General features: G+C 58.8%; 15 protein-coding genes and 1 tRNA gene. 11 read left to right on the forward strand and 5 right to left on the reverse strand.

Annotation, left to right across the window (positions count from 1 at the left end; all coding sequences use genetic code 11):
* Positions 1 to 21 precede the first annotated feature (21 nt).
* Positions 22 to 216 (reverse strand): hypothetical protein, encoded by a 195-nt coding sequence (locus HWX34_RS01015; protein ID WP_178970585.1) that lies wholly within the window; start codon positions 214 to 216, stop codon positions 22 to 24.
* Between the two features lie 662 nt (positions 217 to 878).
* A tRNA-Ser gene (locus HWX34_RS01020) sits at positions 879 to 969 on the reverse strand.
* A 165-nt stretch (positions 970 to 1,134) separates the two neighbouring features.
* Here HWX34_RS01020 and HWX34_RS01025 point away from each other — a divergent pair.
* The 4 genes from HWX34_RS01025 to HWX34_RS01040 all read left to right on the forward strand — a co-directional run bounded on the left by HWX34_RS01025 (position 1,135) and on the right by HWX34_RS01040 (position 7,702).
* Entirely contained in the window at positions 1,135 to 1,668 is a 534-nt protein-coding gene (locus HWX34_RS01025) for a GNAT family N-acetyltransferase (RefSeq protein WP_218645007.1), read from the forward strand.
* 220 nt (positions 1,669 to 1,888) lie between these two features.
* Positions 1,889 to 5,080: an efflux RND transporter permease subunit gene (locus HWX34_RS01030; RefSeq protein ID WP_178970586.1), complete on the forward strand. Its 3,192-nt coding sequence runs from the start codon at positions 1,889 to 1,891 to the stop codon at positions 5,078 to 5,080.
* A gap of 9 nt (positions 5,081 to 5,089) precedes the next feature.
* The gene (locus HWX34_RS01035; RefSeq protein ID WP_178970587.1) at positions 5,090 to 6,259 is read left to right on the forward strand and encodes an efflux RND transporter periplasmic adaptor subunit; all 1,170 of its coding nucleotides are present in this window, start codon (positions 5,090 to 5,092) and stop codon (positions 6,257 to 6,259) included.
* Between the two features lie 3 nt (positions 6,260 to 6,262).
* On the forward strand, positions 6,263 to 7,702 hold the full coding sequence (locus tag HWX34_RS01040) for an efflux transporter outer membrane subunit (RefSeq protein WP_178970588.1): 1,440 nt from the start codon (positions 6,263 to 6,265) through the stop codon (positions 7,700 to 7,702).
* Between the two features lie 76 nt (positions 7,703 to 7,778).
* Here HWX34_RS01040 and HWX34_RS01045 read toward each other — a convergent pair whose 3' ends face one another.
* Complete coding sequence (locus HWX34_RS01045) at positions 7,779 to 8,435, reverse strand: hypothetical protein (RefSeq protein WP_178970589.1); 657 nt, start codon at positions 8,433 to 8,435, stop codon at positions 7,779 to 7,781.
* Between the two features lie 62 nt (positions 8,436 to 8,497).
* Between HWX34_RS01045 and HWX34_RS01050 the strand changes: the two genes are divergently transcribed.
* A complete protein-coding gene (locus HWX34_RS01050; RefSeq protein ID WP_178970590.1) occupies positions 8,498 to 8,674 on the forward strand; it encodes a hypothetical protein in 177 nt (58 codons plus the stop codon).
* A 138-nt stretch (positions 8,675 to 8,812) separates the two neighbouring features.
* Here HWX34_RS01050 and HWX34_RS01055 read toward each other — a convergent pair whose 3' ends face one another.
* Complete coding sequence (locus tag HWX34_RS01055; RefSeq protein ID WP_178970591.1) at positions 8,813 to 13,624, reverse strand: NAD-glutamate dehydrogenase; 4,812 nt, start codon at positions 13,622 to 13,624, stop codon at positions 8,813 to 8,815.
* 518 nt (positions 13,625 to 14,142) lie between these two features.
* Here HWX34_RS01055 and HWX34_RS01060 point away from each other — a divergent pair.
* The 6 genes from HWX34_RS01060 (at position 14,143) to HWX34_RS01085 (ending at position 19,223) form a co-directional block, all read left to right on the forward strand.
* Positions 14,143 to 14,907, forward strand: coding sequence for an ABC transporter substrate-binding protein (locus tag HWX34_RS01060; RefSeq protein WP_178970592.1), 765 nt, complete (start codon positions 14,143 to 14,145; stop codon positions 14,905 to 14,907).
* Between the two features lie 97 nt (positions 14,908 to 15,004).
* Positions 15,005 to 15,769, forward strand: a complete 765-nt coding sequence (locus HWX34_RS01065) for an ABC transporter substrate-binding protein (RefSeq protein WP_178970593.1) — start codon at positions 15,005 to 15,007, stop codon at positions 15,767 to 15,769.
* 67 nt (positions 15,770 to 15,836) lie between these two features.
* Positions 15,837 to 16,526, forward strand: coding sequence for an ABC transporter permease (locus HWX34_RS01070; protein WP_178970594.1), 690 nt, complete (start codon positions 15,837 to 15,839; stop codon positions 16,524 to 16,526).
* The gene (locus tag HWX34_RS01075) at positions 16,523 to 17,254 is read left to right on the forward strand and encodes an ABC transporter permease (RefSeq protein ID WP_178970595.1); all 732 of its coding nucleotides are present in this window, start codon (positions 16,523 to 16,525) and stop codon (positions 17,252 to 17,254) included. Before HWX34_RS01070 ends, HWX34_RS01075 begins: the two co-directional genes overlap by 4 nt.
* 93 nt (positions 17,255 to 17,347) lie before the next feature.
* Positions 17,348 to 18,145 carry an ABC transporter ATP-binding protein gene (locus tag HWX34_RS01080; RefSeq protein ID WP_178970596.1) on the forward strand — a complete coding sequence of 266 codons (798 nt, stop codon included), beginning with the start codon at positions 17,348 to 17,350 and terminating at the stop codon, positions 18,143 to 18,145.
* A gap of 100 nt (positions 18,146 to 18,245) precedes the next feature.
* Positions 18,246 to 19,223 carry a GlxA family transcriptional regulator gene (locus HWX34_RS01085; protein WP_045848091.1) on the forward strand — a complete coding sequence of 326 codons (978 nt, stop codon included), beginning with the start codon at positions 18,246 to 18,248 and terminating at the stop codon, positions 19,221 to 19,223.
* 255 nt (positions 19,224 to 19,478) lie between these two features.
* Here the strand turns inward: HWX34_RS01085 and HWX34_RS01090 are convergent, their stop codons facing one another.
* Positions 19,479 to 21,686, reverse strand: a complete 2,208-nt coding sequence (locus HWX34_RS01090; RefSeq protein WP_255496522.1) for an ATP-binding protein — start codon at positions 21,684 to 21,686, stop codon at positions 19,479 to 19,481.
* Positions 21,687 to 21,850: the final 164 nt, after the last annotated feature.

Consider the following 21,850-nt stretch of genomic DNA (forward strand, 5'->3'; position numbering starts at 1 on the left):
ACTCTCAAGCTGTAGTAAAAATCAACGGCTTTGAGCTGTTTTTTCCATACAACGCAACGCTTCCTCAGCCAACTCCCATTTGTCAGCCAGCAAGAATAACTCTATCGCACTGATTTTTCCTTGCCGGAAAGCCAGATGCCCACTTTCCATGGCTGCAAATGCTTTGCGTTCCAGAATGGCCGCTTCCTTGATATTCAAGTCATCAGGTATCGACACCAAGTATCTCCTTCATTCATCAGGAAAAAGGCAGACCAACCTTTGCTTATTCAACTTGAGAAGTCAGACAAGCATATCGATACCATTGAAAATCAAAATACGTAAAATGGATTATTTGCACAAAAAATCAATCCAAATGATCTTTATGGACAAAATTCTCTGCATCTGACTGAGTCGCCCCTGATTTCATGGAAGCCATTCTGTCAGTTTTGAGTAGTACTGCAGCCGTTCTGCCCCCTCGCTTGAACGGCGGTATTGCCGAGCTTGAGACCTTGGCCCCGTATCTCGGCAATGGCTGCTCCTAGCCGAATGCGGACACCTGCAGCCGAGCCTGCTAGCGTCTGCTTCGGCCGATACTCAGCCCTTACGCCAAACCCACATAAAACAAGAGCCGCTAGCCTTTTCAGGCAGCGGCTCTTGTTTTATGACCATATCTTAAAATTTGGCTCAAACACCAGCAAACTCATTAGCCAATGCACACGCATCGATGCCAGCACTGATCATCCGTTGCATCATTGCAACTGGGTGAACTACTTACACAGAATCCAAGATCGTCCAAAATCGTATCAAGACAGCGAGGACCAAGTGGCATACTGGATGGCATACTGAAAATTACAGGCAACAAAAAAGCCCTGAATAATCAGGGCTTTTTTGTATGTATTTGGCGGAGAGGGGGGGATTCGAACCCCCGTTAGGGTATTACCCTAAACACGCTTTCCAGGCGTGCGACTTAAACCACTCATCCACCTCTCCAGATGGCTGCTGTTGCAACGCTGTGCAACAGAGAAGCGCATAATACAGCCTCAACCCGTTCCTGACAATACCCTGCCCTGCATTTTCGCGCCCGGCCCTGCTGTTTGTGAATGCTACCGGCCGCAGGCTAGACTGCCAGCTTCCACCTTGCCTGACAGGCAATCCATGCTGCTCATCATTACACCGCGCCTGCAGTTGCGTGAATTGACCCCGGCCGATGCATCTTTGGTGCTGACGCTGCTGAACGACCCGGATTTCATCCATTACGTGGCGGATCGTGGTATTCGCACCCTGGATGCCGCCAGCGATTACCTGCTGCGCGGCCCCTTGCTCAGTTACGCCGAGCACGGCATCGGCTTGTGGTGTGTGGAACGGCGCGAGGATGGCCAGCCGGTTGGTATGTGCGGCCTGATACGTCGTGCGGGTCTTGCCGATGTGGACGTTGGTTATGTCATATTGCCCGCCAGGCGGGGGCTGTCTTATGCCAGTGAGGCGGCAACAGCCTGCGTGCAATATGGCCTCCACAGCCTGCACCTGCCGCGGGTGGTGGCTTATATCAACCCGGACAATGCCGCATCCGCCCGGGTGTTGTGCAAAGCCGGCTTGCATGCCTGCGGCCACATCACCCTGCCCGAAACCACGACACCGGTACTGCTGTTCACTAGCGAAACGCCGACCTCTACCATTGCGTCATCATAATTAATAACAAATTGTCATTGCCTTGCCCCACGCATATCACATGCTTTGGGCTAATATCGCAAAGGACATAGCGGTTGACCTGCTTTAGCGGCGGCGCGATGGCACAACAATAAAATACGACTGAGCCCGCTGCAGCCTGTTGCGTTGCGATCGGCACAGTCGCCAGCAACAACAAGCCGGTTAGACGTTCCGGCCACAGGCAGGAAGGCAGTCTCCCCCAATGTGGATTGTTGAAACGGCACTGCGCCGACCTTACACCTTTATTGTCATGGCCATTGTCATCGTGCTGGCCAGCGTGTTGGCGCTGTTGCGCACCCCGGTGGATGTACTGCCTGAAATCGACATTCCGGTCATCAGCGTGATCTGGGGTTACAACGGCCTGGCACCGCAGCAAATGGCCGACCGCATCACCCAGTCCAACGAGCGCATTCTCACCACCACCGTCAACGACATCGAGCATATCGAGTCGCAATCGCTCAACGGCATTGCGGTGATCAAGATTTTCTTCCAGCCCAATGTCAACATCCAGACCGCCATCGCCCAGGTGGTATCGGTATCGCAGGCAGTGGTAAGGCAAATGCCCACCGGCACCACCGCGCCGCTGGTGATCAAATACACCGCCTCCAGCGTGCCGGTAGTGCAACTGGGCATGTCCAGCAAGACCCTGTCCGAACAGGATGTGTTCGATGCCGCAGTGAATACGCTACGGCCGCAGCTGGTCACCATTCCCGGCGTGGCCATTCCCTACCCCTATGGCGGCAAGGTACGTTTGTTGTCGGTAGACCTGGACCTGGCCGCCATCACCGCCAAGGGCATGACACCAGCCAGCGTGGTAAACGCCATCAGCAGCCAGAACCTGATCCTGCCAGCAGGCACTGCCAAGCTGGGTGATACCGAATTCAATATCGGCCTGAACGGCTCGCCCACCACCATTGCCGGGCTGAACAATATCCCGCTACGCAGCAGCAATGGCGCGACAACGTATCTGGGCGAGGTGGCGCATGTACGGGACGGCTATTCGCCGCAAACCAATATCGTGCGGCAAAACGGCCAACGCGGCCTGTTGCTGTCGGTATACAAGAACGGCGGCGCGTCCACCCTCAGTGTGGTGGACAATCTGAAAAGCCTGCTGCCCACGGTGACGCCCTTGCTGCCCAAGGGCATTGAGGTGTCGCTGCTGGCGGATCAGTCGGTATTCGTGAAAACCGCCGTGGAAGGCGTGGTACACGAGGCGCTGATTGCCGCCGTACTCACCGCCATCATGTTGCTGCTGTTTCTGGGCAACTGGCGCACCACGTCCATCATTGCCATCTCCATTCCCTTGTCGATTTTTTCTTCGGTGATTTTGCTGCATGTCGTGGGTGAAACCATCAATGTGATGACGCTGGGGGGGCTCGCGCTGGCGGTGGGCATTCTGGTGGACGATGCCACGGTCACCATCGAGAACATCGAGCGTCATCTGCACATGGGTTCGGACTTGCACACCGCCATTCTGGAAGGTGCCGGGGAAATTGCCATTCCGGCCTTTGTGGCCACGCTGTGCATCTGCATCGTGTTTGTGCCGATGTTCTTTCTGGAGGGCGTGGCGCGCTATCTGTTTGTGCCGCTGGCCGAGGCAGTGGTATTTGCCATGCTGGCCTCCTACCTGCTGTCGCGTACGCTGGTGCCCACGCTGGCACTGTTGCTGATGGGCCATCAGGGCCGCAGCGGCCGCGTGACGGCCTGGATTCACCATGTACATGCGCGCTTCAACCATCAGTTTGAAAAGCTGCGCAGCGTGTATGTGCTGTTGCTCAGCCACCTGCTGACCCACCGTCGCCGTTTTCTGGCCGGGTTTCTCGGCTTCTGCCTGTTGTCCTGCGGCCTGTACCTGCTGCTGGGGCGCGACCTGTTCCCTACCGTGGATACCGGCCAGATCAAGCTGCACATGCGCGCCCCCACCGGCACGCGCATCGAAAACACCGCCAGGCTGGCCGATGGCGTGGACAATGCCTTGCGGGAAATCATTCCGGCGGGCGAGCTGGACACCATCATCGACAATATCGGCCTGCCCTATTCCGGCATCAATCTGTCCTACAGCAACTCCGGCACTATCGGCACGCTGGATGCCGATATCCTGATTTCGCTGAAACCGGGCCATCGGCCGAGTGCCGATTACATCGAAAAAATTCCGCCACTGCTGGCCAAGCGTTTTCCGGGCGTGGAGTTTTTCTTCCAGCCTGCCGACATCGTCACCCAGATTCTCAACTTCGGCACCCCGTCAGCCATCGACGTGCAGATTTACGGCAAAAACATGGCACAGAACCATGCTTTTGCGGTGAAGCTGGCCGACCGCATCAAACAGATCAACGGCGCGGCTGATGTGCATGTCCATCAACGCATGGATGCCCCGGCGCTCAAGCTGGACATGGACCGCACCCGCCTGCAAGGCATGGGGCTGAATGCGGTAGATGTGGCACAAAACCTGTTGTTGCCGCTCTCTGGCAGCCAGCAGACCCAGCCCACCTTCTGGCTGAACCCGGCCAATAGCGTGGTGTACAACATGCAGGCACAAACCCCGCAATACCGCATCAACGGGCTGGATGAGCTGCTGCAACTGCCGGTGAACCCGGCTGGCGTCAACGGCAGTACGCCACAGCAGCTGGGTAATCTGGTACGCGTCAGCCCGGCGCGCGAGGCCGCCATTGTCAGCCGCTACAATATCCAGCCGGCGGTAGACATTTACGCCAATGTGCGCGGGCGCGACCTGGGCGCGGTGGCCAGCGAAATCCAGCAGCTGATCCGCCAGAGCGAGGCCGAACTGCCCAAGGGCAGCAAGATCAGCCTGCGTGGCCAGGTGGAAACCATGCAGTCCTCCTATACCGGGCTGGATCTGGGCATTCTGGGTGCCATCGTGCTGGTTTACCTGCTGATCGTGGTGAATTTCCAGTCCTGGCTGGACCCCTTCATCATCATTAGCGCGCTGCCCGCAGCACTGGCAGGCATTGCCTGGATGCTGATACTGACCGGCACCAACCTCAGCGTACCTGCGCTGACCGGGGCCATCATGACCATGGGCGTGGCCACTGCCAACAGCATTCTGGTGGTGTCTTTTGCCCGTCAGCGCCTGCAAGAAGGCCTGCCACCGCTATCTGCCGCCCTGGAAGCCGGAGCCACCCGGCTGCGCCCGGTGCTGATGACGGCGCTGGCCATGATCATCGGCATGATTCCCATGGCCATCGGCATTGGCGACGGCTCGGAACAAAACGCACCGCTGGGCCGTGCCGTCATTGGCGGCCTGCTGTTTGCCACCGTCTCCACCTTGTTCTTTGTTCCGGTGGTGTTTGCCAGCTTTCACAGCTATCTGGCCAGACGCCGCGCAGCCGCCAACGCCCCGGATGACGCAAACCCCACTACGCCTGAAGCAGCATAGGACAACACCATGACCGATCAGCGCCATGCCAATCAGGGCGTGCCAGCCTTCCACCACGACACCCTCCCTGGCCTGGACGGCCGCGACAAGGTGGCGCGCCGCGCCCGCACCGTCAGCCTCATCATCGTGCTGCTGTTACTGGCCGGGCTGGGCCGTACCTTGCTGGCCAGACAGGCCAATGCCGATACGCTGGCCAAACAAGCCAGCCAGAGTGCCATCCAGCAAGTACGGGTGGTGCAGGCGCAGAACAATCGCCACGACAACCGGCTGACCTTGCCAGGCACACTGCAGGGCATGCGCGAGGCGCTGGTGTATGCGCGCGGCAGCGGCTATGTAAAACAATGGCTGAAGGACATCGGCCAGCCGGTGAAAAAGGGCGAGCTGCTGGCAGTGCTGGACACACCGGACATCGCCAAGCAAGTGGACGAAGCCGCCGCCAGCCATGAACTGGCCCGCACCGCCTATCAGCGCTGGAGCCGCTTGCGCGCGCAGGATGCGGTTTCGCAGCAGGAGCTGGACGAAAAAACCGCCGCCTTCCAGCAAACCCAGGCCACACTGCAACGGCTGCGCGACCAGCAGGACTTCGCCCGCATCGTGGCCCCGTTTGACGGCATCGTCACCAAGCGCAATATCGACAATGGCAGCCTGGTCAATGCCGGTAATGGTGGCAGCGGCCAGGCGCTGTTCAGCGTGGCACAGGTGGACCAGCTGCACCTGTACGTCTACCTGCCGCAAGACCGTGCCAACCAGGTCAAGGTGGGCGACCCGGTGGACATCGCGCTGACCGAGGGTGGCAAGCCGCTGGCAGGCAAGGTGGCCCGCACCGCCGGTGCCATCGACCCGGCCAGCCGCACCCTGCAGGTCGAGGTAGTCCTGCCCAATGCCCAGCACCAGTTGCTGCCCGGCCAGTATGTGGAAGCCAGTTTCAAGATGAGCAGCCCAGCCGGGCTGACCCTGCCTACCAATACCTTGATCTTCGGTTCCGAGGGCAGCCAGGTGGCGGTGGTGGACGAACACAACAAGGTAAGGCTGCAAAAAGTGGCACTGGGAACCGACTATGGCAAGGACATTGCCATCAAGGCCGGACTGAGCGGCAAGGAGCGCATCATCCTGAATCCGTCCGATGCCATCCACAACGGTCAGAGCGTGGCCATTGTCGCCAGCGACAAGGGTGAGTGAGCCATGCGCGCCTTCTTCACCCCGCTAGCTGGTGCCAGCTTGCTGCTGACGCTGGCGGGCTGCGCGGCCATCGGGCCGGACTACCGCACCCCGGCCATCAGCGACATGCCCGCCAATTGGCAGGGTACAGGTCAGTGGCAAGCAGCCCAGCCAGCCGACCAGCAGGCCAAACAGCCCTGGTGGCAACAGTTTGGCGATGCCACGCTCAACCGGCTGGAAGCCGACTGCATGGCCGGCAATGCCAGCCTGAAACTGGCACTGGCCCGCCTGCAACAGGCCCAGGCCCAGGCTGGCATCCACGCCGCAGCCACCCTGCCCGCTGTCAGCACGGGTGCCAGCGTCAGCCGCACGCGTATTTCCGCCGAGCGTCCACTCACCAATTACCAATCCACCAATAGCAGCACCATCCAGAACGATTACAAGCCCACGCTGAATGTCAGCTACGAATTCGACTGGCTGGGCCGCGTGCGCCGTGATGTGGAAAGCGCCCGCGCCAGCGCCGCGCAAAGCCAGGCTGACAGCGAAAACGTACGCTTGCTGCTGGCTACGCAACTGGCCACGGCCTACTTCCAGCTGCGCCAGCTGGATGAAGAAAGCGCCCTGCTGCGCCAATCCATCAGCCTGCAGCAAAAAGTGCTGCAACTAACTCAAATCCGCCATCGCGAGGGGCTGGACGCCGCCGGTGCACTAGCCACTCAGCAAGCCAGCCTGCAAGCAGCACAGGCCCAACTGAGCCTGCTGGGCAACCAGCGCCAACAACAGCAGGATTTATTGGCCACCCTCAGCGGTCATCCGGCCAGCAGTTTCCAGCTGGGTGCCGACAGCCTGCCCGCCCGCCTGCCCGTCATTCCTGCGGGCGTTCCGGCCGATTTGCTGCAGCGCCGCCCGGACATTGCCGCCACCGAACGTGCGGTGGCCGCCGCCAATGCGCAAATCGGCGTGGCCAAAGCCGCCTGGTTCCCGCAACTCACCCTGTCGCCCACCTATATCGGCTATGAATCCGCCCAGCTGGCCCGGCTGGTTTCCGCACCGGCCCTTGTGTGGTCGCTGGGCCTGCAAGCGGGCCAGACCCTGTTTGACAATGGCAAGACCCGCTCCGGGGTTGACTACGCCGAAGCCGGTTATCAGGCCGCTGCCAACAGTTATCGCCAGACAGTCTTGCAGGCCATCCAGGAAACACAGGACGCGCTGTCAACCTTGCAGGGGCTGAATCAGGCCAGCGCCCAGCAGGCTGCCGCGGTGAGCAGCCAGCAGCACGCCTACGACATTTCCCTGCTGCGCTATCGCGCAGGACTGGATAACGCCCTCACACTGGCCATCAACCAGCAAAGCCTGCTTGGCGCACAGCGCCTGCAAACCCAGTTGCATGGCAGCCAGTTTGTCTGGAGTGTGAATCTGATCAAGGCACTGGGTGGCGACTGGCAGACTGGCACCATGCACTAAGGCCGCCATGGCCGTGACCATGAAAAAACCCCGCTCATCCAGGCGGGGTTTTTCTTGTGTCAGCGCGGGCATAGCTTCAGGCGGTCACGCGCAAGTCCTGCAGGCCGTCCTCGGCCGGAATATCCACATAGCGGACCAGACCCGGCAAATCGTCCGGCAAGGCTGTCGCCGCCGCAGCACCTTCCAGCAGCGCGAGCACCGGTTGCAACACCACGCGGCGCAGCAAGCCTTCGTCCGTACTCAAGGCATCCAGCCGCAGGCTGTAGGTCCATTCATCACCAAATGGCGATTCGTCATCTTCCCAGCGCAACAGGCGGCCTGCCTGGTTCAGCCAGGGCTGCCAGCCGGTGGCGGGGAAGCCGACATAGGCGTCGTAATCGAAGCTGAATTCACAGGTCCAGTGTGCAATGTGCAGCACCGGGCCCAAGGGCTCACCCTGCCCGTCCGGGCCAATTCGCGGCACGCCGTCGCCCGCCAGGCTGATCTGGAAGTTCAGAAAGGCCACAATGGTGTCCTTGCGCTTTTTCTTTTGCAGCAGCGGCAGGCTGCAGCACAGCGCCTGACGTGATTCGCCGCGCTTTTGCTGTTCGGTCAGCGGCTTGCCCACGGTGCACAGCCCGCTGGCGGGCAAGGCTTGCTGTAGTAGTTCGATCAGCGCCTGTTCCAGTTGCTTGGCGTGGCGCCAGGCTTGCTCTGCTTCCCGGGCGGAGGCGTCGGCCTGTGTGTTCTGCATCTTGTCATTCCAGTCTGTTCGGCACGATGGATGCCGGATTCAAGTGCGGATGATAGCCGGATTTGCCTGCTGCCGTCCGCCGCTTCTCATCAAACCAAGCGCATTTTCCGCTGATCACCATAAAAAAACCGGCCCCTCAGGGCCGGTTTGATAAATTATTGCTACCCAATCTCGCCTTCCCCAAAGAAGGCGAGGCTCCTTTCTTCAACTATCAAGGCAAGGCGGAAGGATTGGGATGAAATAAAAAGGCTGCGGACTAAATGACAGATCCGGAGAGGCCCGGCTACGCCGGGCCCTGCAGAACCGAAGCAAATTACCTAGTCAGCAGCCTGAAAACCGGCCCCTGAGGGCCGGTTTGTTCACATTGCCTTGGCTGATCAGGCCAGCAGGTGGTTGTTCAGCTCGCGCATGCCGGCAGACAGCATGGCCAGATCCAGCACACTGAAGGACTGTAACTCGGCAAACATCTGGTAGCACAGTTCCAGCTCGCCACGACGCTTGCTCAGCCAGACATCGGCAAAAGCCTTGTCGCCGATGGCTTCGCTGAGCGCCAGCTTGGCCAGCTTGCGATGCAGGCGGTACAGGTCGTCACGCAGCGCAGAGCGGGCCAGCGACTGCCAGCGGTTGTCGCGCGGCAGGCCGGTAATGGCGTCACGCAGCCAGTCCAGTTGCAGATTACGACCCAGCTGGAAGTAGTTCTGTGCCACTTCGTCTTGCGACAGTTCGCCACCTTCGCTGATTTCGATGATGTCCATCAGCGGTACGGCAAACTCCAGACGTGCCAGCACGCGGGCCAGTTCCTGCGGCATGTTCGGCAGGCTCAGGCGGGCTTCCAGCTCGGCCACGGCCGGGTACTGTTTGGCATCCACCAGGGCCGGCAGACGTGCCAGCAGTTCCTGTACCTTGCCGGCGTACTGTTCGATCACGGCATTCACCGAGGTGAACGGACGCTTGTTGCGCAGCACCCAGCGGGTGACGCGTTCGATCAGGGTACGCACCAGCACCATCATCTGCATTTGCTGGTCGGCCGGAATCAGGTTGTCCAGCGCTTCGATCTGGCCCCACAGGTTTTCCGCATCAAACACGCGGCTGGCAATCCACCAGGCGCGGGCGATGTCGGCCGCCGAGAACGGCGACTCTTCCTGCAAGCGGAACACGAAGGTGGTGCCCATGCGGTTGATGATCTGGTTGGCCAGCTGGTTGGCGATGATTTCGCGACGCAGCTGATGCTGTTCCATCTGCTTGCCAAAACGCTGTTGCAGCGGTTTTGGGAAGTAGTTCACCAGCACCGGCAGGAAGTCGGCATCGTCAGGCACATCGGTAGCCAGAATAGCCTGATCCAGCGAAATCTTGCTGTAGGCCAGCAATACGGCGATTTCCGGCACGGTGAGACCCTGACGCGCCAGACGGCGTTCGTTGATCTGGGTATCGGACGGCAGGTATTCGATTTCGCGGTTCAGTTCGCCCGTCTTTTCCATGTGCGCAATCATGCGGGCATGGGTGGACAGCATGGAAGCGGCTTCCAGACGCTTGATGGCCAGCACCTGGGTTTGCAGCACGTTGTTGCGCAACACCAGATGGCCTACTTCTTCGGTCATCTCGGCCAGCAGTTCATTACGCTGTTTCAGCGTCATGTCACCGGCTTGCATCACTGCGCCCAGCAAAATCTTGATGTTGACTTCGTGGTCGGAGCAATCCACACCAGCGGAGTTGTCGATGGCGTCGGTGGCGATACGGCCGCCGCACAGCGCAAATTCGACACGACCCAGCTGGGTGCAAGTCAGGTTACCGCCTTCGGCCACCACACGGGCTTGCAGCTCGTTGCCATTGACACGGACCGGGTCGCAGGCGCGGTCGCGAGCGTCGGCATGGCTCTGCGTGGAAGCCTTGATGTAAGTACCGATACCGCCGTTGTACAAGAGGTCGATCTTGGCCTTGAGGATTTCATGGATCAGCTCGTTCGGCGCCATGTGGTCCTTGTCGGTTTCCAGCCATGCCTTGACTTCAGGCGACAGCGGAATGGACTTGGCCGAGCGCTCGAAAATGCCACCACCCTTGGAAATCAGCTCGCGGTTGTAATCTGCCCAGCTGGAACGCGGCAGATTGAACAGGCGCGCGCGTTCGGCAAAGCTGGTCTTGGCGTCCGGAGTCGGGTCCAGGAAGATGTGCAGGTGGTTGAACGCGGCCTTCAGGCAGATGTGCTCGGACAGCAGCATGCCGTTGCCGAATACGTCGCCCGCCATGTCGCCAATGCCGATCACGCTGAAATCCTGCTCCTGGGTGTTGATGCCCAGGTGGCGGAAGTGGCGCTTGACCGATTCCCAGGCACCGCGGGCGGTAATGCCCATGCCCTTGTGGTCGTAACCGGCGGAACCACCGGAAGCAAAGGCGTCACCCAGCCAGAAACCGTAGGATTCGGAAATGCCGTTGGCGATGTCGGAGAAGGTAGCCGTGCCCTTGTCGGCAGCCACCACCAGGTAGGGATCATCCGGGTCCAGACGGCGCACGTCCTTGGGCGGAATGATCTGACCGGTCACCAGGTTGTCAGTCACATCCAGCAGCGCGGAAATGAAGATCTTGTAGCAGGCGATACCTTCGGCCAGGAAGGCTTCACGGTCGCTCGCTGCCGGCAGTTGCTTGCCGACAAAGCCACCTTTGGAACCCATCGGCACGATGACGGAGTTCTTCACCATCTGTGCTTTCACCAGCCCCAGCACTTCGGTACGGAAGTCTTCCATGCGGTCGGACCAGCGCAGGCCGCCACGGGCCACCTTGGAGCCGCGCAGGTGTACGCCTTCCACACGCGGGCTGTATACCCAGATTTCAAACATCGGGCGCGGCTGCGGCAGGAAGGGAATCAGGTTGGATTCCAGCTTGAAGGACATATAGGACTTGAACTGGCCGTCCGTATCCTTCTGCCAGAAGTTGGTACGGCGGGTAGCCAGAATCACCGCCAGGAAGCCGTTCAGGATGCGGTCTTCATCCAGGTTGGCCACATTGTCCAGCAGCTCTTTCACTTCGGCCAGCAGCGCGTCGGCACGGGCGTCGTCGGCATTCACCGGGTCCAGACGGGCCACGAACAGCGCCACCAGACGACGGGTGATTTCCGGGTAGTTGGCCACGCACTGTTCCAGATAGTTCTGGCTGAAGGTGAGGCCGCCCTGACGCAGATACTTGGCCAGCGCACGCACCAGCGAGATTTCACGCCAATCCAGGCCGGCAATCAGCGCCAGACGGTTGAAACCGTCGTTTTCGCAACGCTTGGCAAAAACCTGGGACAGCAGTTCCTGGAAGTCTTTCTGTACCGCTTCGCTGGACATCTGTTCGAAGAAGGCACCCACGTCCAAGCCAAAGTCGCTGATCCACACTGCGGAGCCGTCTTCACGCTCGACACGGTACGGATGCTCGTCGCGTACCTTGACGCCCATGTTTTCCAGAATCGGCAGGCTGGCGGACAGGCTCATCGGCTCGCCTTCGCGGAACAGCTTCAGGTTGAATGCCTGGTTGCCGCGATGGAAAGGACGGTACAGCTTCATGGCCAGCGGATTGCTGGCAGATACGGATTCCAACAATTGCACGTCCAGTACCGCATTACGTACGGCAAACTCTTCGCGGTAAGCCACCGGGAAGGCCGAACGGTAACGCTTGAACAGCAGGTTGCCGGCTTCTTCGCCATGCACTTCCACCAGCTGCTGATGCATTTCTTCCACCCAGCCACGCACCAGACGGGCGATTTCCGCCTCGATGTCGGATTCGCGGAAGGCCGGCAGCTTGGACGCGTTGGTGCGGATGATGTAATGCACGCGTGCCAGCGAGCTGTCGCTGATCTGTACGCTGAATTCGGCCGAGCTGCCATTGAAGGCCGTCATCAGCACTTTTTCGATTTTCAGGCGCACTTCGGTATTGAAGCTGTCACGCGGCACGTAGACCAGGCTGCTGACATAACGGTGGTAGCGGTCCTTGCGCACGAACAGGCGCACACGCGGGCGCTCTTGCAGGCTGACAATGCCTTCTGCGATCGGGCCCAGCACATCGGCCGGAATTTCAAACAGTTCGTCTCGCGGATAGCTTTCCAGCACGAAACCCAGGGTCTTGGCTTTGTAGCTGTCGTCCACGTAGTCGCAGTTGGCCACCACGCTGGCCACTTTCTGACGTACCAGCGGAATGTCTTTCGGCGATGCCTGATAGGCACCGGCGGTATACAGGCCGAGGAAACGACGCTCGCCTATCACTTCGCCTTTGTCGTTGAAGCGCTTGATGCCGACAAAGTCGACATAGGCCGGGCGGTGGATGATGGAGCGGGTTTGCGATTTGTTCAGGATGATCAGCTGCGGCAGGTGCGCCAGTTCGCGCAGTTCTTGCGGCAGAGTTTCAAAGCTGGCGGAGTATTCCTTGTCGCCCTGGTCGCGCAGAATGCCCAGGCCGGAATCCTTGACGATCTTCAGGCTGTCCTTGCCGTCGCGCTTCACCAAGTCGTAATCGCAATAGCCCATGAACAGGAAGTGATTGGCCGCCATCCAGCCCAGGAAATCCACGGCTTCCTTGGCTTCCACCGCGCGTTCGCCCTTGACCTTGGCCAGGTCCTTGCCGATGTCGCCTACCACGGCGCGCATTTTCGGCTCGTCGCTCACCACCAGACGGATGTCGGCAATGATGCGGTTGAGTTCAGCTTCCAGCTTTTGCAGGGTGGCGGCATCGCTGACGCGGTCGATCTGCACGTGAATGAAGGATTCCAGCGGCAGGCTGCGGTCTTGCGTGCGTTTGACTTCCAGCAGATTGCCGTTCTTGTCGCGACCTACCGACAACACCGGGTGCACCAGCAGGTGCAGATTGATGTTGTAGCGCGACAGCAGCATGGAGATGGAGTCGATCAGGAAAGGCATATCGTCGTTGACGACTTCAATCACCGAATGGGTGCTTTGCCAGCCATCACGCTCGAAATCGGGAGTATAGATACGCACCTTGTGCTGGCCGGGGCTGCGCTTGCGCGCGAACTCGAAATGGGCCAGTGCAGCACCGAACAGGTCCAGCGAGGAAAACTGGCGCAGGTCGGCATGCTCGGTTTCTTCGAAGTAGATCGGGAAGAATCCGGCGAGTTGTGGTGTCTCCTTGGATGAAAGCTTGCTCTCGGCAACGGCCTGAATATCAGCAATCAGGCTCGCCAGTTCGGTCTTGTTGGTAAGCGACATGGGGCTTCTCTTGTTGTATGCACGGTTTGTGTCGGGGCATTGTAGTAAGCCCGCTACCCGCGGGATTTCCTTAATGCGACATCGACTTACAGAAAGATGGGATGCAGTGCAGCATGAAAAACCGGCAGCCGGTGCGGTACTGGTTTTTCTCCCACTACTTGCCTTATAGCAATGCGACAGCCAATTACAAAAAGGCCGTGACAGCCTACATTGTATACAATCCGACAATCAAGTTATAAGTGACTGATTTTGATGACGTTTCACAAGAGTTACAAACTGGCGTAGAATGCGCCCCTTCGCAATTTGTTGCTATCCGCACCAAATGCGACTGATTGTTGGGCAGGGAGTTTCCGTGCCACCATTGCCTGGCGTCTTCACAGGAGGCGCATGCAGGCATAACAACAACAGGTTCCGGCCGTGCTGCCCAGGCAGCCACCCCATCCCCGCCGGGTTTACAAAGTAAGACCACGGGAACAAGCAGCACGCTTGCTCCCTGCATGCGAGAAGCAGAGACACATATGAAGAAGGTTATTTTTGCGGCTGCAGTTGCAGTCAGCCTGTCCGGTTTTGCCAGTCACGCAGAAACCATCCGCTTTGGTGTAGACCTCAACTACCCGCCGTTCTCCAAGCAAGGTGCCGATGGCAAGCCGGAAGGTTTCGATATCGACATGGCCCAGGCCCTGTGTACCGCCATGAAGGTGAGCTGCCAGATTGTCCCGCAAGACTGGGACGGCCTGATTCCCGCGCTGAATGCCAACAAGTTCGATGCCATCCTGTCTTCGATGCAAATCACCGAAGAGCGCAAGAAGGCTGTCGACTTCAGCAACAAGTACTACAACATCGCCAGCCGCATTGTGGCCAAGAGCAACACCCAGGTGTCGCAAACTTCCTTCAAGGGCAAGAAGATCGGCGTGCTGCGCGCCTCCACCCAGGAAAAGTTTGCCCGTGACTTCTGGGGCAAGAACGGTGCCACCATCGTGGCTTACACCAAATCCCCTGAATCCTTCCTCGACCTGAAAGCCGGCCGCGTGGATGCGGTATTTGTTGACGGTGCCGTGGGCGAGCAGGAATTCCTCAAGACCGACGGTGGCAAGGGTTACGCCTTTGTCGGCCCCAACTACGCCGACGTGAAGTACTTCGGTCTTGGTGCCGGCATTGCCGTGAAAAAGGGCAATCAGGCCCTGGCCACGCGGATCAACAAGGCCATCGAGCAGATCCGCAAGGATGGCAGCTACAAGAAAGTACAGGACAAGTACTTCCGCTTTGACGTCTACGGCGGCTAAGCCCGGCGCGTCTGCTGCATAGTCCAGCTTGCGCCGACAGCCAGCCTGTCGGCGCACAGGACCACACATCCAACAAAAAAGACCCACCGGAGAAACCATGTTCAAGTCCCTCATGGTGCTGGGCGCGTGCGCGCTCGGCATGGCCGCTGCTGCCCAAGGCGAAACCCTGCGCTTTGCCACTGATGCCAGTTACCCGCCGTTTTCCCAACAAGGCTCGGACGGCAAGATGAAGGGCTTCGACCCTGATATCGCCCAGGCCCTGTGTTCTGCCATGAAAGTGAGCTGCGAAGTGGTGCCGCAGGATTTCGACGGCATCATCCCTGCCCTGCAAGCACGCAAGTTCGACGCCATCATCGCCTCGATGAACATCACCGAAGAGCGCAAGAAGGTGGTGAGCTTCTCCAACAAGTACTACAACATGCCCAGCCGTCTGGTGGCCAAGCAAGGCAGCCAGATCAACGATGCCTGGTTCAAGGGCAAGAAGATTGGCGTACTGCGTTCTTCCATCCAGGAAAAATACGCCCGCGACAACTGGGTGAAGCTGGGCGCAAAACTGGTGGCCTATGCCAAGGCACCGGAATCCTTCCTCGACCTGAAAGCCGGGCGGATTGACGCCAGTTTTGTCGATGCCGCCGTGGGTGAATCCGACTTCATCAAGACCCCGGCCGGCAAGGGTTACGCCTTTGCCGGGCCGGAGTACAACGAGGTGAAGTACTTCGGCGAAGGCGCCGCCGTGGCAGTACGCAAGAGTGATGCAGCCTTGCTGGCCCGCATCAACAAGGCCTTGCAGCAGATTCGTGCCGACGGCAGCTACGACAAGATCCAGAAGAAGTATTTCAGCTTCGACATCTACGGCAAATAAACCGTCATGGTGGCGCGGGCGGGCAGTCGTCCGTGCCGTCCCTTCCCGGGAAACACAGGGGTAGTACATGTTTTTACACGGATATCTTCCCAGCATCCTCGATGGAGCGGTGCTGACACTGAAACTGGCGGCGGCATCGCTGGCGGTTTCTGTCGTACTGGGCCTGGTTGGCGCCATGTTCAAGATGGCTCCGTCCAAACCCTTGCGCACGCTGGCCGAGCTTTACTCCACCGTGGTGCGTGGCGTACCGGACCTGGTATGGATGTTCTTGCTGTTCTTCGGCGTACAGATGCTGCTGAACGACCTGGCCGCAGCCATGGGCTGGGCCGCCCCGGACATCGACCCTTTCATTGCCGGGGTGCTGACACTGGGCTTCATCTTCGGTGCCTACATGACCGAAACCTTCCGTGGCGCCATCATGGCCGTACCCAAAGGGCAGATGGAGGCCGGTGCCGCCTACGGCATGGGTCCGCTGCGCATTTTCTGGCGCATCACCTTCCCGCAGATGGTGCGTTTTGCCCTGCCCAGTTTTACCAATAACTGGCTGGTACTGGTCAAATCCACGGCACTGGTGTCGGTGATCGGCCTGAATGACGTGATGTACCGTGCCGATGCGGCAAAATCCAACACCCAGGAGCCGTTTACCGTCTACATGCTGGTAGCGGTGATCTTCCTGGTGATCACCAGCGTGTCCAACATCCTGCTGGGCATGCTGGAGCGTCGCTATTCCACCGGTCTGAAGGAGAACGGCCTGTGATCGACTTTCACCTTATCCTCGACAAACTGCCGGCCTTTCTGGGCGGGGCCGACGGGCAGCCACTGCTGAGCACCAGCGACGGCATCGTGATGACTCTGGAGCTACTGGGCGCATCGCTGCTGTTGGGCATGCTGCTGGCCGTGCCGCTGGCGCTGGGCCGGGTATCGAAAAACCGCCTGCTCGCCGGCAGCGTCTGGTTCTACACCTATGTATTCCGTGGTACGCCCTTGCTGGTGCAGCTGTTCATCATCTACTACGGTCTGTCGCAGTTTGACGCCGTACGGGAAAGCTGGATGTGGCAATACCTGCAGGATGCCTGGTTCTGCGCCATTCTGGCCTTCACGCTGAATACCGCGGCCTACACCACGGAAATCATTGCCGGGCAAATCCGCACCACCCACTGGGGCGAGATTGAAGCCGCCCGCGCCATGGGCATGAGCAAATGGCTGATGATGCGCCGCATCGTGATTCCTTCCGCCCTGCGCCGTGCCCTGCCGGCCTACAGCAACGAAGTGATCATGATGATGCAAAGCACCGCAGTGGCTGGCTTGGTCACGTTGGCAGACATCACCGGGGTGGCACGCCGTATCTACAGCGATACCTATATGGCCTTCGAACCCTTCCTGATTGCCGGTGCCATTTACCTGGTACTCACTTTTGTCTTTGTCTGGCTGTTCAAGCAGGCAGAGCAACGCTGGCTGGCCTATCTGGCCCCGCGCAAGCATTGACAGCGTGGGCAGCCACCCGGCTGCCTTCTTTCAGCAATGGCCGGCTGTTTGCATGACAGCGGCGCGATGAAACCTTATACAAGGGTTGCAAGCATGAAACACAACGACGCGGCACAAGCCACCGACATCAAACTGCGCGTGAGCGACCTGCACAAAAGCTATGGCAGCCACGAAGTGCTCAAAGGCGTGTCCCTCACTGCCCATGCCGGGGATGTAATCAGCATCATCGGCTCCTCCGGCTCGGGCAAAAGTACCTTCCTGCGCTGCATCAACATGCTGGAGCACCCCAATAGCGGGCAGATCCAACTGGGCGGCGAAGAGCTGCAACTGGTACCGGACAAAAAAACCGGCGCGCTGCGTGCCGCCAACCACAAGCAGTTGGAGCGCATCCGTACCAAACTGGCCATGGTATTCCAGCACTTCAATCTGTGGGCACACATGACCGTGCTGGAAAACATCATCGAAGCCCCCATCCATGTGCTGGGCCTGTCACGTGACGAAGCCGTTGCCCGTGCGCGCAAGTATCTGGACAAGGTGGGCCTGAAAGACGTGGAAGGCAAATACCCGTCCCATATGTCTGGCGGGCAGCAGCAGCGTGTGGCCATTGCCCGCGCGCTGGCCATGGAACCGGAAGTCATGCTGTTTGACGAACCGACTTCAGCACTGGACCCGGAGCTGGTGGGGGAAGTGTTGCGTGTGATGCAGGACCTGGCGCGCGAAGGGCGCACCATGGTGGTGGTGACCCACGAAATGGGATTTGCCCGCGAAGTGTCCAACCACGTGATTTTCTTGCACAAAGGCAAGATCGAAGAGCAAGGCAATCCGCGTGAAGTGCTGGCCAATCCGCAAAGCGAGCGGCTTGCACAATTCCTCTCCGGCAGCCTTAAATAAATCGTACAATGCCACACTGAAATAGCAGCGCCACGCCATCCACGGCATGGCCTGCTTTTTTGGTATAGTGCTCAACTTTTTTGCAAACATGGGTCAATCAATGCACGCTGCCAAACCGTTACGCTACGGTTTTCTCCTGCTTCCGCACGCTTCCATGGCCGACTTTGCCATCGCCAGCGAAGTGCTGACCCGGGCCAATCAACTGGCCGAAAAAAAGCTGTACGAATTTTTGCCGCTGTCGCTCAATGGCCTGCCGGTAGCCATGTCCAATGGCTTGAAACTGCCGGTCGACCTGCCGTTGGCTTATGCCCCCAAGCTGGATGGCCTGTTCATTCTGGCGGACGACATCACCATCGATGTCAATCTGGACGAACTACTCAAAAGCATCAGCGGCCTGCACACCGACAAGCTGCCCATTGCCGGCATAGGCTGCGGCAGTTACTGGATGGCACGCGCCGGTTTGCTTAACGGCTTTCGCGCCACCATTCACTGGCAGGAAATCAGCCGTTTTACCGAGGAATTCCACGAGGTCATCGTTTCGTCCAACCTGTACGAAACCGACCGCTGCCGCATGAGCTGTGCCGGTGGTGCGGCCACACTGGATTTCATGCTGTCACTGGTTGGCAATCAGCATGGCCATGAGTTCACCGCCCGCCTGTCGGAAATGTTCAGCATCGAACGCCTGCGCCCCGGCAACGAGCGCCAGCGCATTCCGCTGGCCACCCGCATTGGCGGCAGCCAGCCCAAGCTGACCGAAGCCGTCAGCCTGATGGAAGCCAATATTGAAGAGCCGCTGACCACCGACGACATTGCCTATTATGTCGGGGTGTCACGCCGCCAGTTGGAACGTCTGTTCAAGCAGTACCTGAGCACGGTGCCGTCCAAATACTATCTGGAACTGCGCCTGAGCCGAGCACGGCAGCTGCTGCAGCAAACCAGCAAGTCCATCGTGCAAATCGGCCTGGCTTGCGGCTTCTCCAGCGGGCCACACTTCTCCAGCACCTACCGCAATCACTTTGGCATCACCCCGCGCGAGGAACGCGCGCAACGCACCCAGGTAGTGGTTGAGCCACGCTGATCCGCCAACGCCATATCCACCAACCAAAAGAGCCGCAATGCGGCTCTTTTGCTTATTGCCCTTCTCGCTTTCTGAAAAGATAGCGAGGCCCCCTTACAAGGTAAGGGCGGGGGGATAGGGAATAAATGAGAAGGCTGCGTAAACAAGCAGTAAGTCGAAAGGACCGGCTTTGCCGGGTCCGGCCAAATCTCACCGAATCACTTTGTCAGCAGCCTGAAGAGCCGCAATGCGGCTCTTTTTGATATTGAACCCGGCTCAGCCGGCAGCTGGCTCTTGCTCTGTCGCAGCCACCGTTTGCGACAAGGGTAGCTCGATACGGAAGCAGGCACCGCTGGCTGGAATGTTTTCTGCACAAATCAGGCCGCCATACTGCTCGACAATGGTCTGGCAGATCGACAAACCCAGGCCCATGCCATTCTGCTTGGTGGAAAAGAAAGGATGGAACAGCACCTCCAGTGATTCCGGAGAAATACCACGGCCGGTATCACGCACCTCCAGAATGGCCTTCTTGCCCTCACGCCGGGTGTGAATGATGATATGGCGCTTCATCACCGGCTCATCGCGCAGCGCATCCATGGCATTGGACAAGAGATTCAGCACCACCTGCTCCATCTGAATGCTGTCTGCCATCACCGTCATCGGATACACCGACAACAGCTGCACCATTTCAATCCCGCGTTCTTTCAGGTCGTACTCTGCCAGGAACATGCAGTTGCCCACCACCTGGTTCAGGTCGATCAGGCGGATTTCCATTGCCCGCTTGCTCACCAGGGCACGCAAGCGCTTGATGATTTCACCGGCTCGGTCAGCTTGTGCCACCGCCAGTCGCAAGGCGGATTCAATCTGCGGCCGACTGTCTTCACCAAACTCCAGCAACTGCAAGGACGCCTGGCAGTAATTGGAAATAGCGGTCAGCGGCTGATTCACTTCATGCGCAATGCCGGAGGCCATTTCGCCCATGGTATGCAAACGCGCCACATGGGACAGCTTTTCCAAATGCTCCTTCACCCGCAGCTCACTCGCTTCCAGTGCCTCGGCAGCACGCTGCCGTACCGGGCCCATATCACGCAAGGCGCACACCACACCGGTCAGGCTGCCTGCGCGGGAAAACAGCGGCGCAATTGCCCCTTCCACCAGGCGCACATGCCCACGAGCCGTTGCCAGCTGCATCCGTTCGGGCAATTCAACCGTATGCGCCTGACGATAACATTCGCTGATCGGATTCTCGGCAAACTCGGCCGATAGCTCACCAATCAAACGGAACACATTCTGGTAGGGCTGGCCAACAACTTCCTCCGGGCTCACCCCCAGCAAGGTCAAGGCCATCGGATTGGCCATCTCGATCTGCTGCTGCGTATCCAGAATAATCACGCCATCATGCACGGCATTCAAAGCCACGGCAGCGCGCTCGCTTTGCAGGAACAAGGCTTCATCCGCCTGGCTTTGTGCACGGCGCAAGGCAAGACGCTGACTGTACAGCAGCCACAACGAAAGCATCAGCGACAGGACCAGCCCCTCACGCAATAGCAGGCCGCCGAACTTGAAATCACCCGGATAAACATCCTTGCCCACCCGTAAGGTAAATGGCTGGGACTGACTCACCAGCGGCAAGCTGATATCCAGCTTGGCCACCGCGGGCCACCAGCCGCCCCCGCCGCTACGTTTGCCCGGAATGGTATAAATGGTTGAGCCTGGATTGGCGGTAGCCATGATCGACAGCTCAAGATCGGCCGGCACCCCTTCTCCTGGGGAGATGGTGAGCAATTTCTCGCAGTACACCACCAGTGCCACCACCCCGATCAACTCTTTATGTGTGCCGCTTGTTTGCCATAGCGGAGCATCCAGAAACACTGGCTGCATCAATAGATAGACACGGCCACCTTCATACAAATCGAATGGCACCGAGGCGACTTTACGTCCACTACGAATGGCTTGCTTGATCTCGGCGGCAAAACGCGGCTCATGCAAGACGTCGTAGCCATACACCGAACTTGCAGCCGCGATGTCCGGCTCTATCATGGTCACCACCAGATGCTGCTCGCGCACAGGCGCAGGTACCCAACTGCGGCGACCGGCAATATCGAAATCCCGGATAAAAAAGGTTTTGCCAAAGCGCTGCTGCATCTCGTCCAGAAATGTATTGCGGTTATCCCGGCTGACATTCTGGAAAAACTCCACGGTGTAAAGCTGGGAATAATGAGACAGCAGTTGATGAGAAAAAGACTTGAGAATCGGCATCTCGAACTTCTGCCGCGACATCAGCATGGCATCCAGCGCTGCCAGCACCGATTCATTCTGGTCCAGTTTTCTGGCAATCACGCCATGGGCCAACCTGGCAGTACGGTCAAATTCTTCCTGTATGCGTTGATACTCTGACATCGCCCATTGAATGCCCACCATCAGGGACACCGCCAGCCACAGCAGCACAAACAGATGCAGGCGCTTATGCAGATAATCAAGCAAAGGAAATCTCTCAGAGAAAGCGTGGAAACAAGTCGGCAGAATGCCAGGATCGAATCATGCCGGACATTGTAAACCGGCCACTCCAGTAACGACAGCGTAGTACTGCTTACCTTGCAGACAGGCTAATGCCTCTCCTGCACATCTGTTGTTTAGTCTGAAATTTT

The sequence above is a fragment of the Aquitalea sp. LB_tupeE genome, from assembly GCF_013391415.1.
In the GTDB taxonomy this organism is placed as follows: Bacteria; Pseudomonadota; Gammaproteobacteria; order Burkholderiales; family Chromobacteriaceae; genus Aquitalea.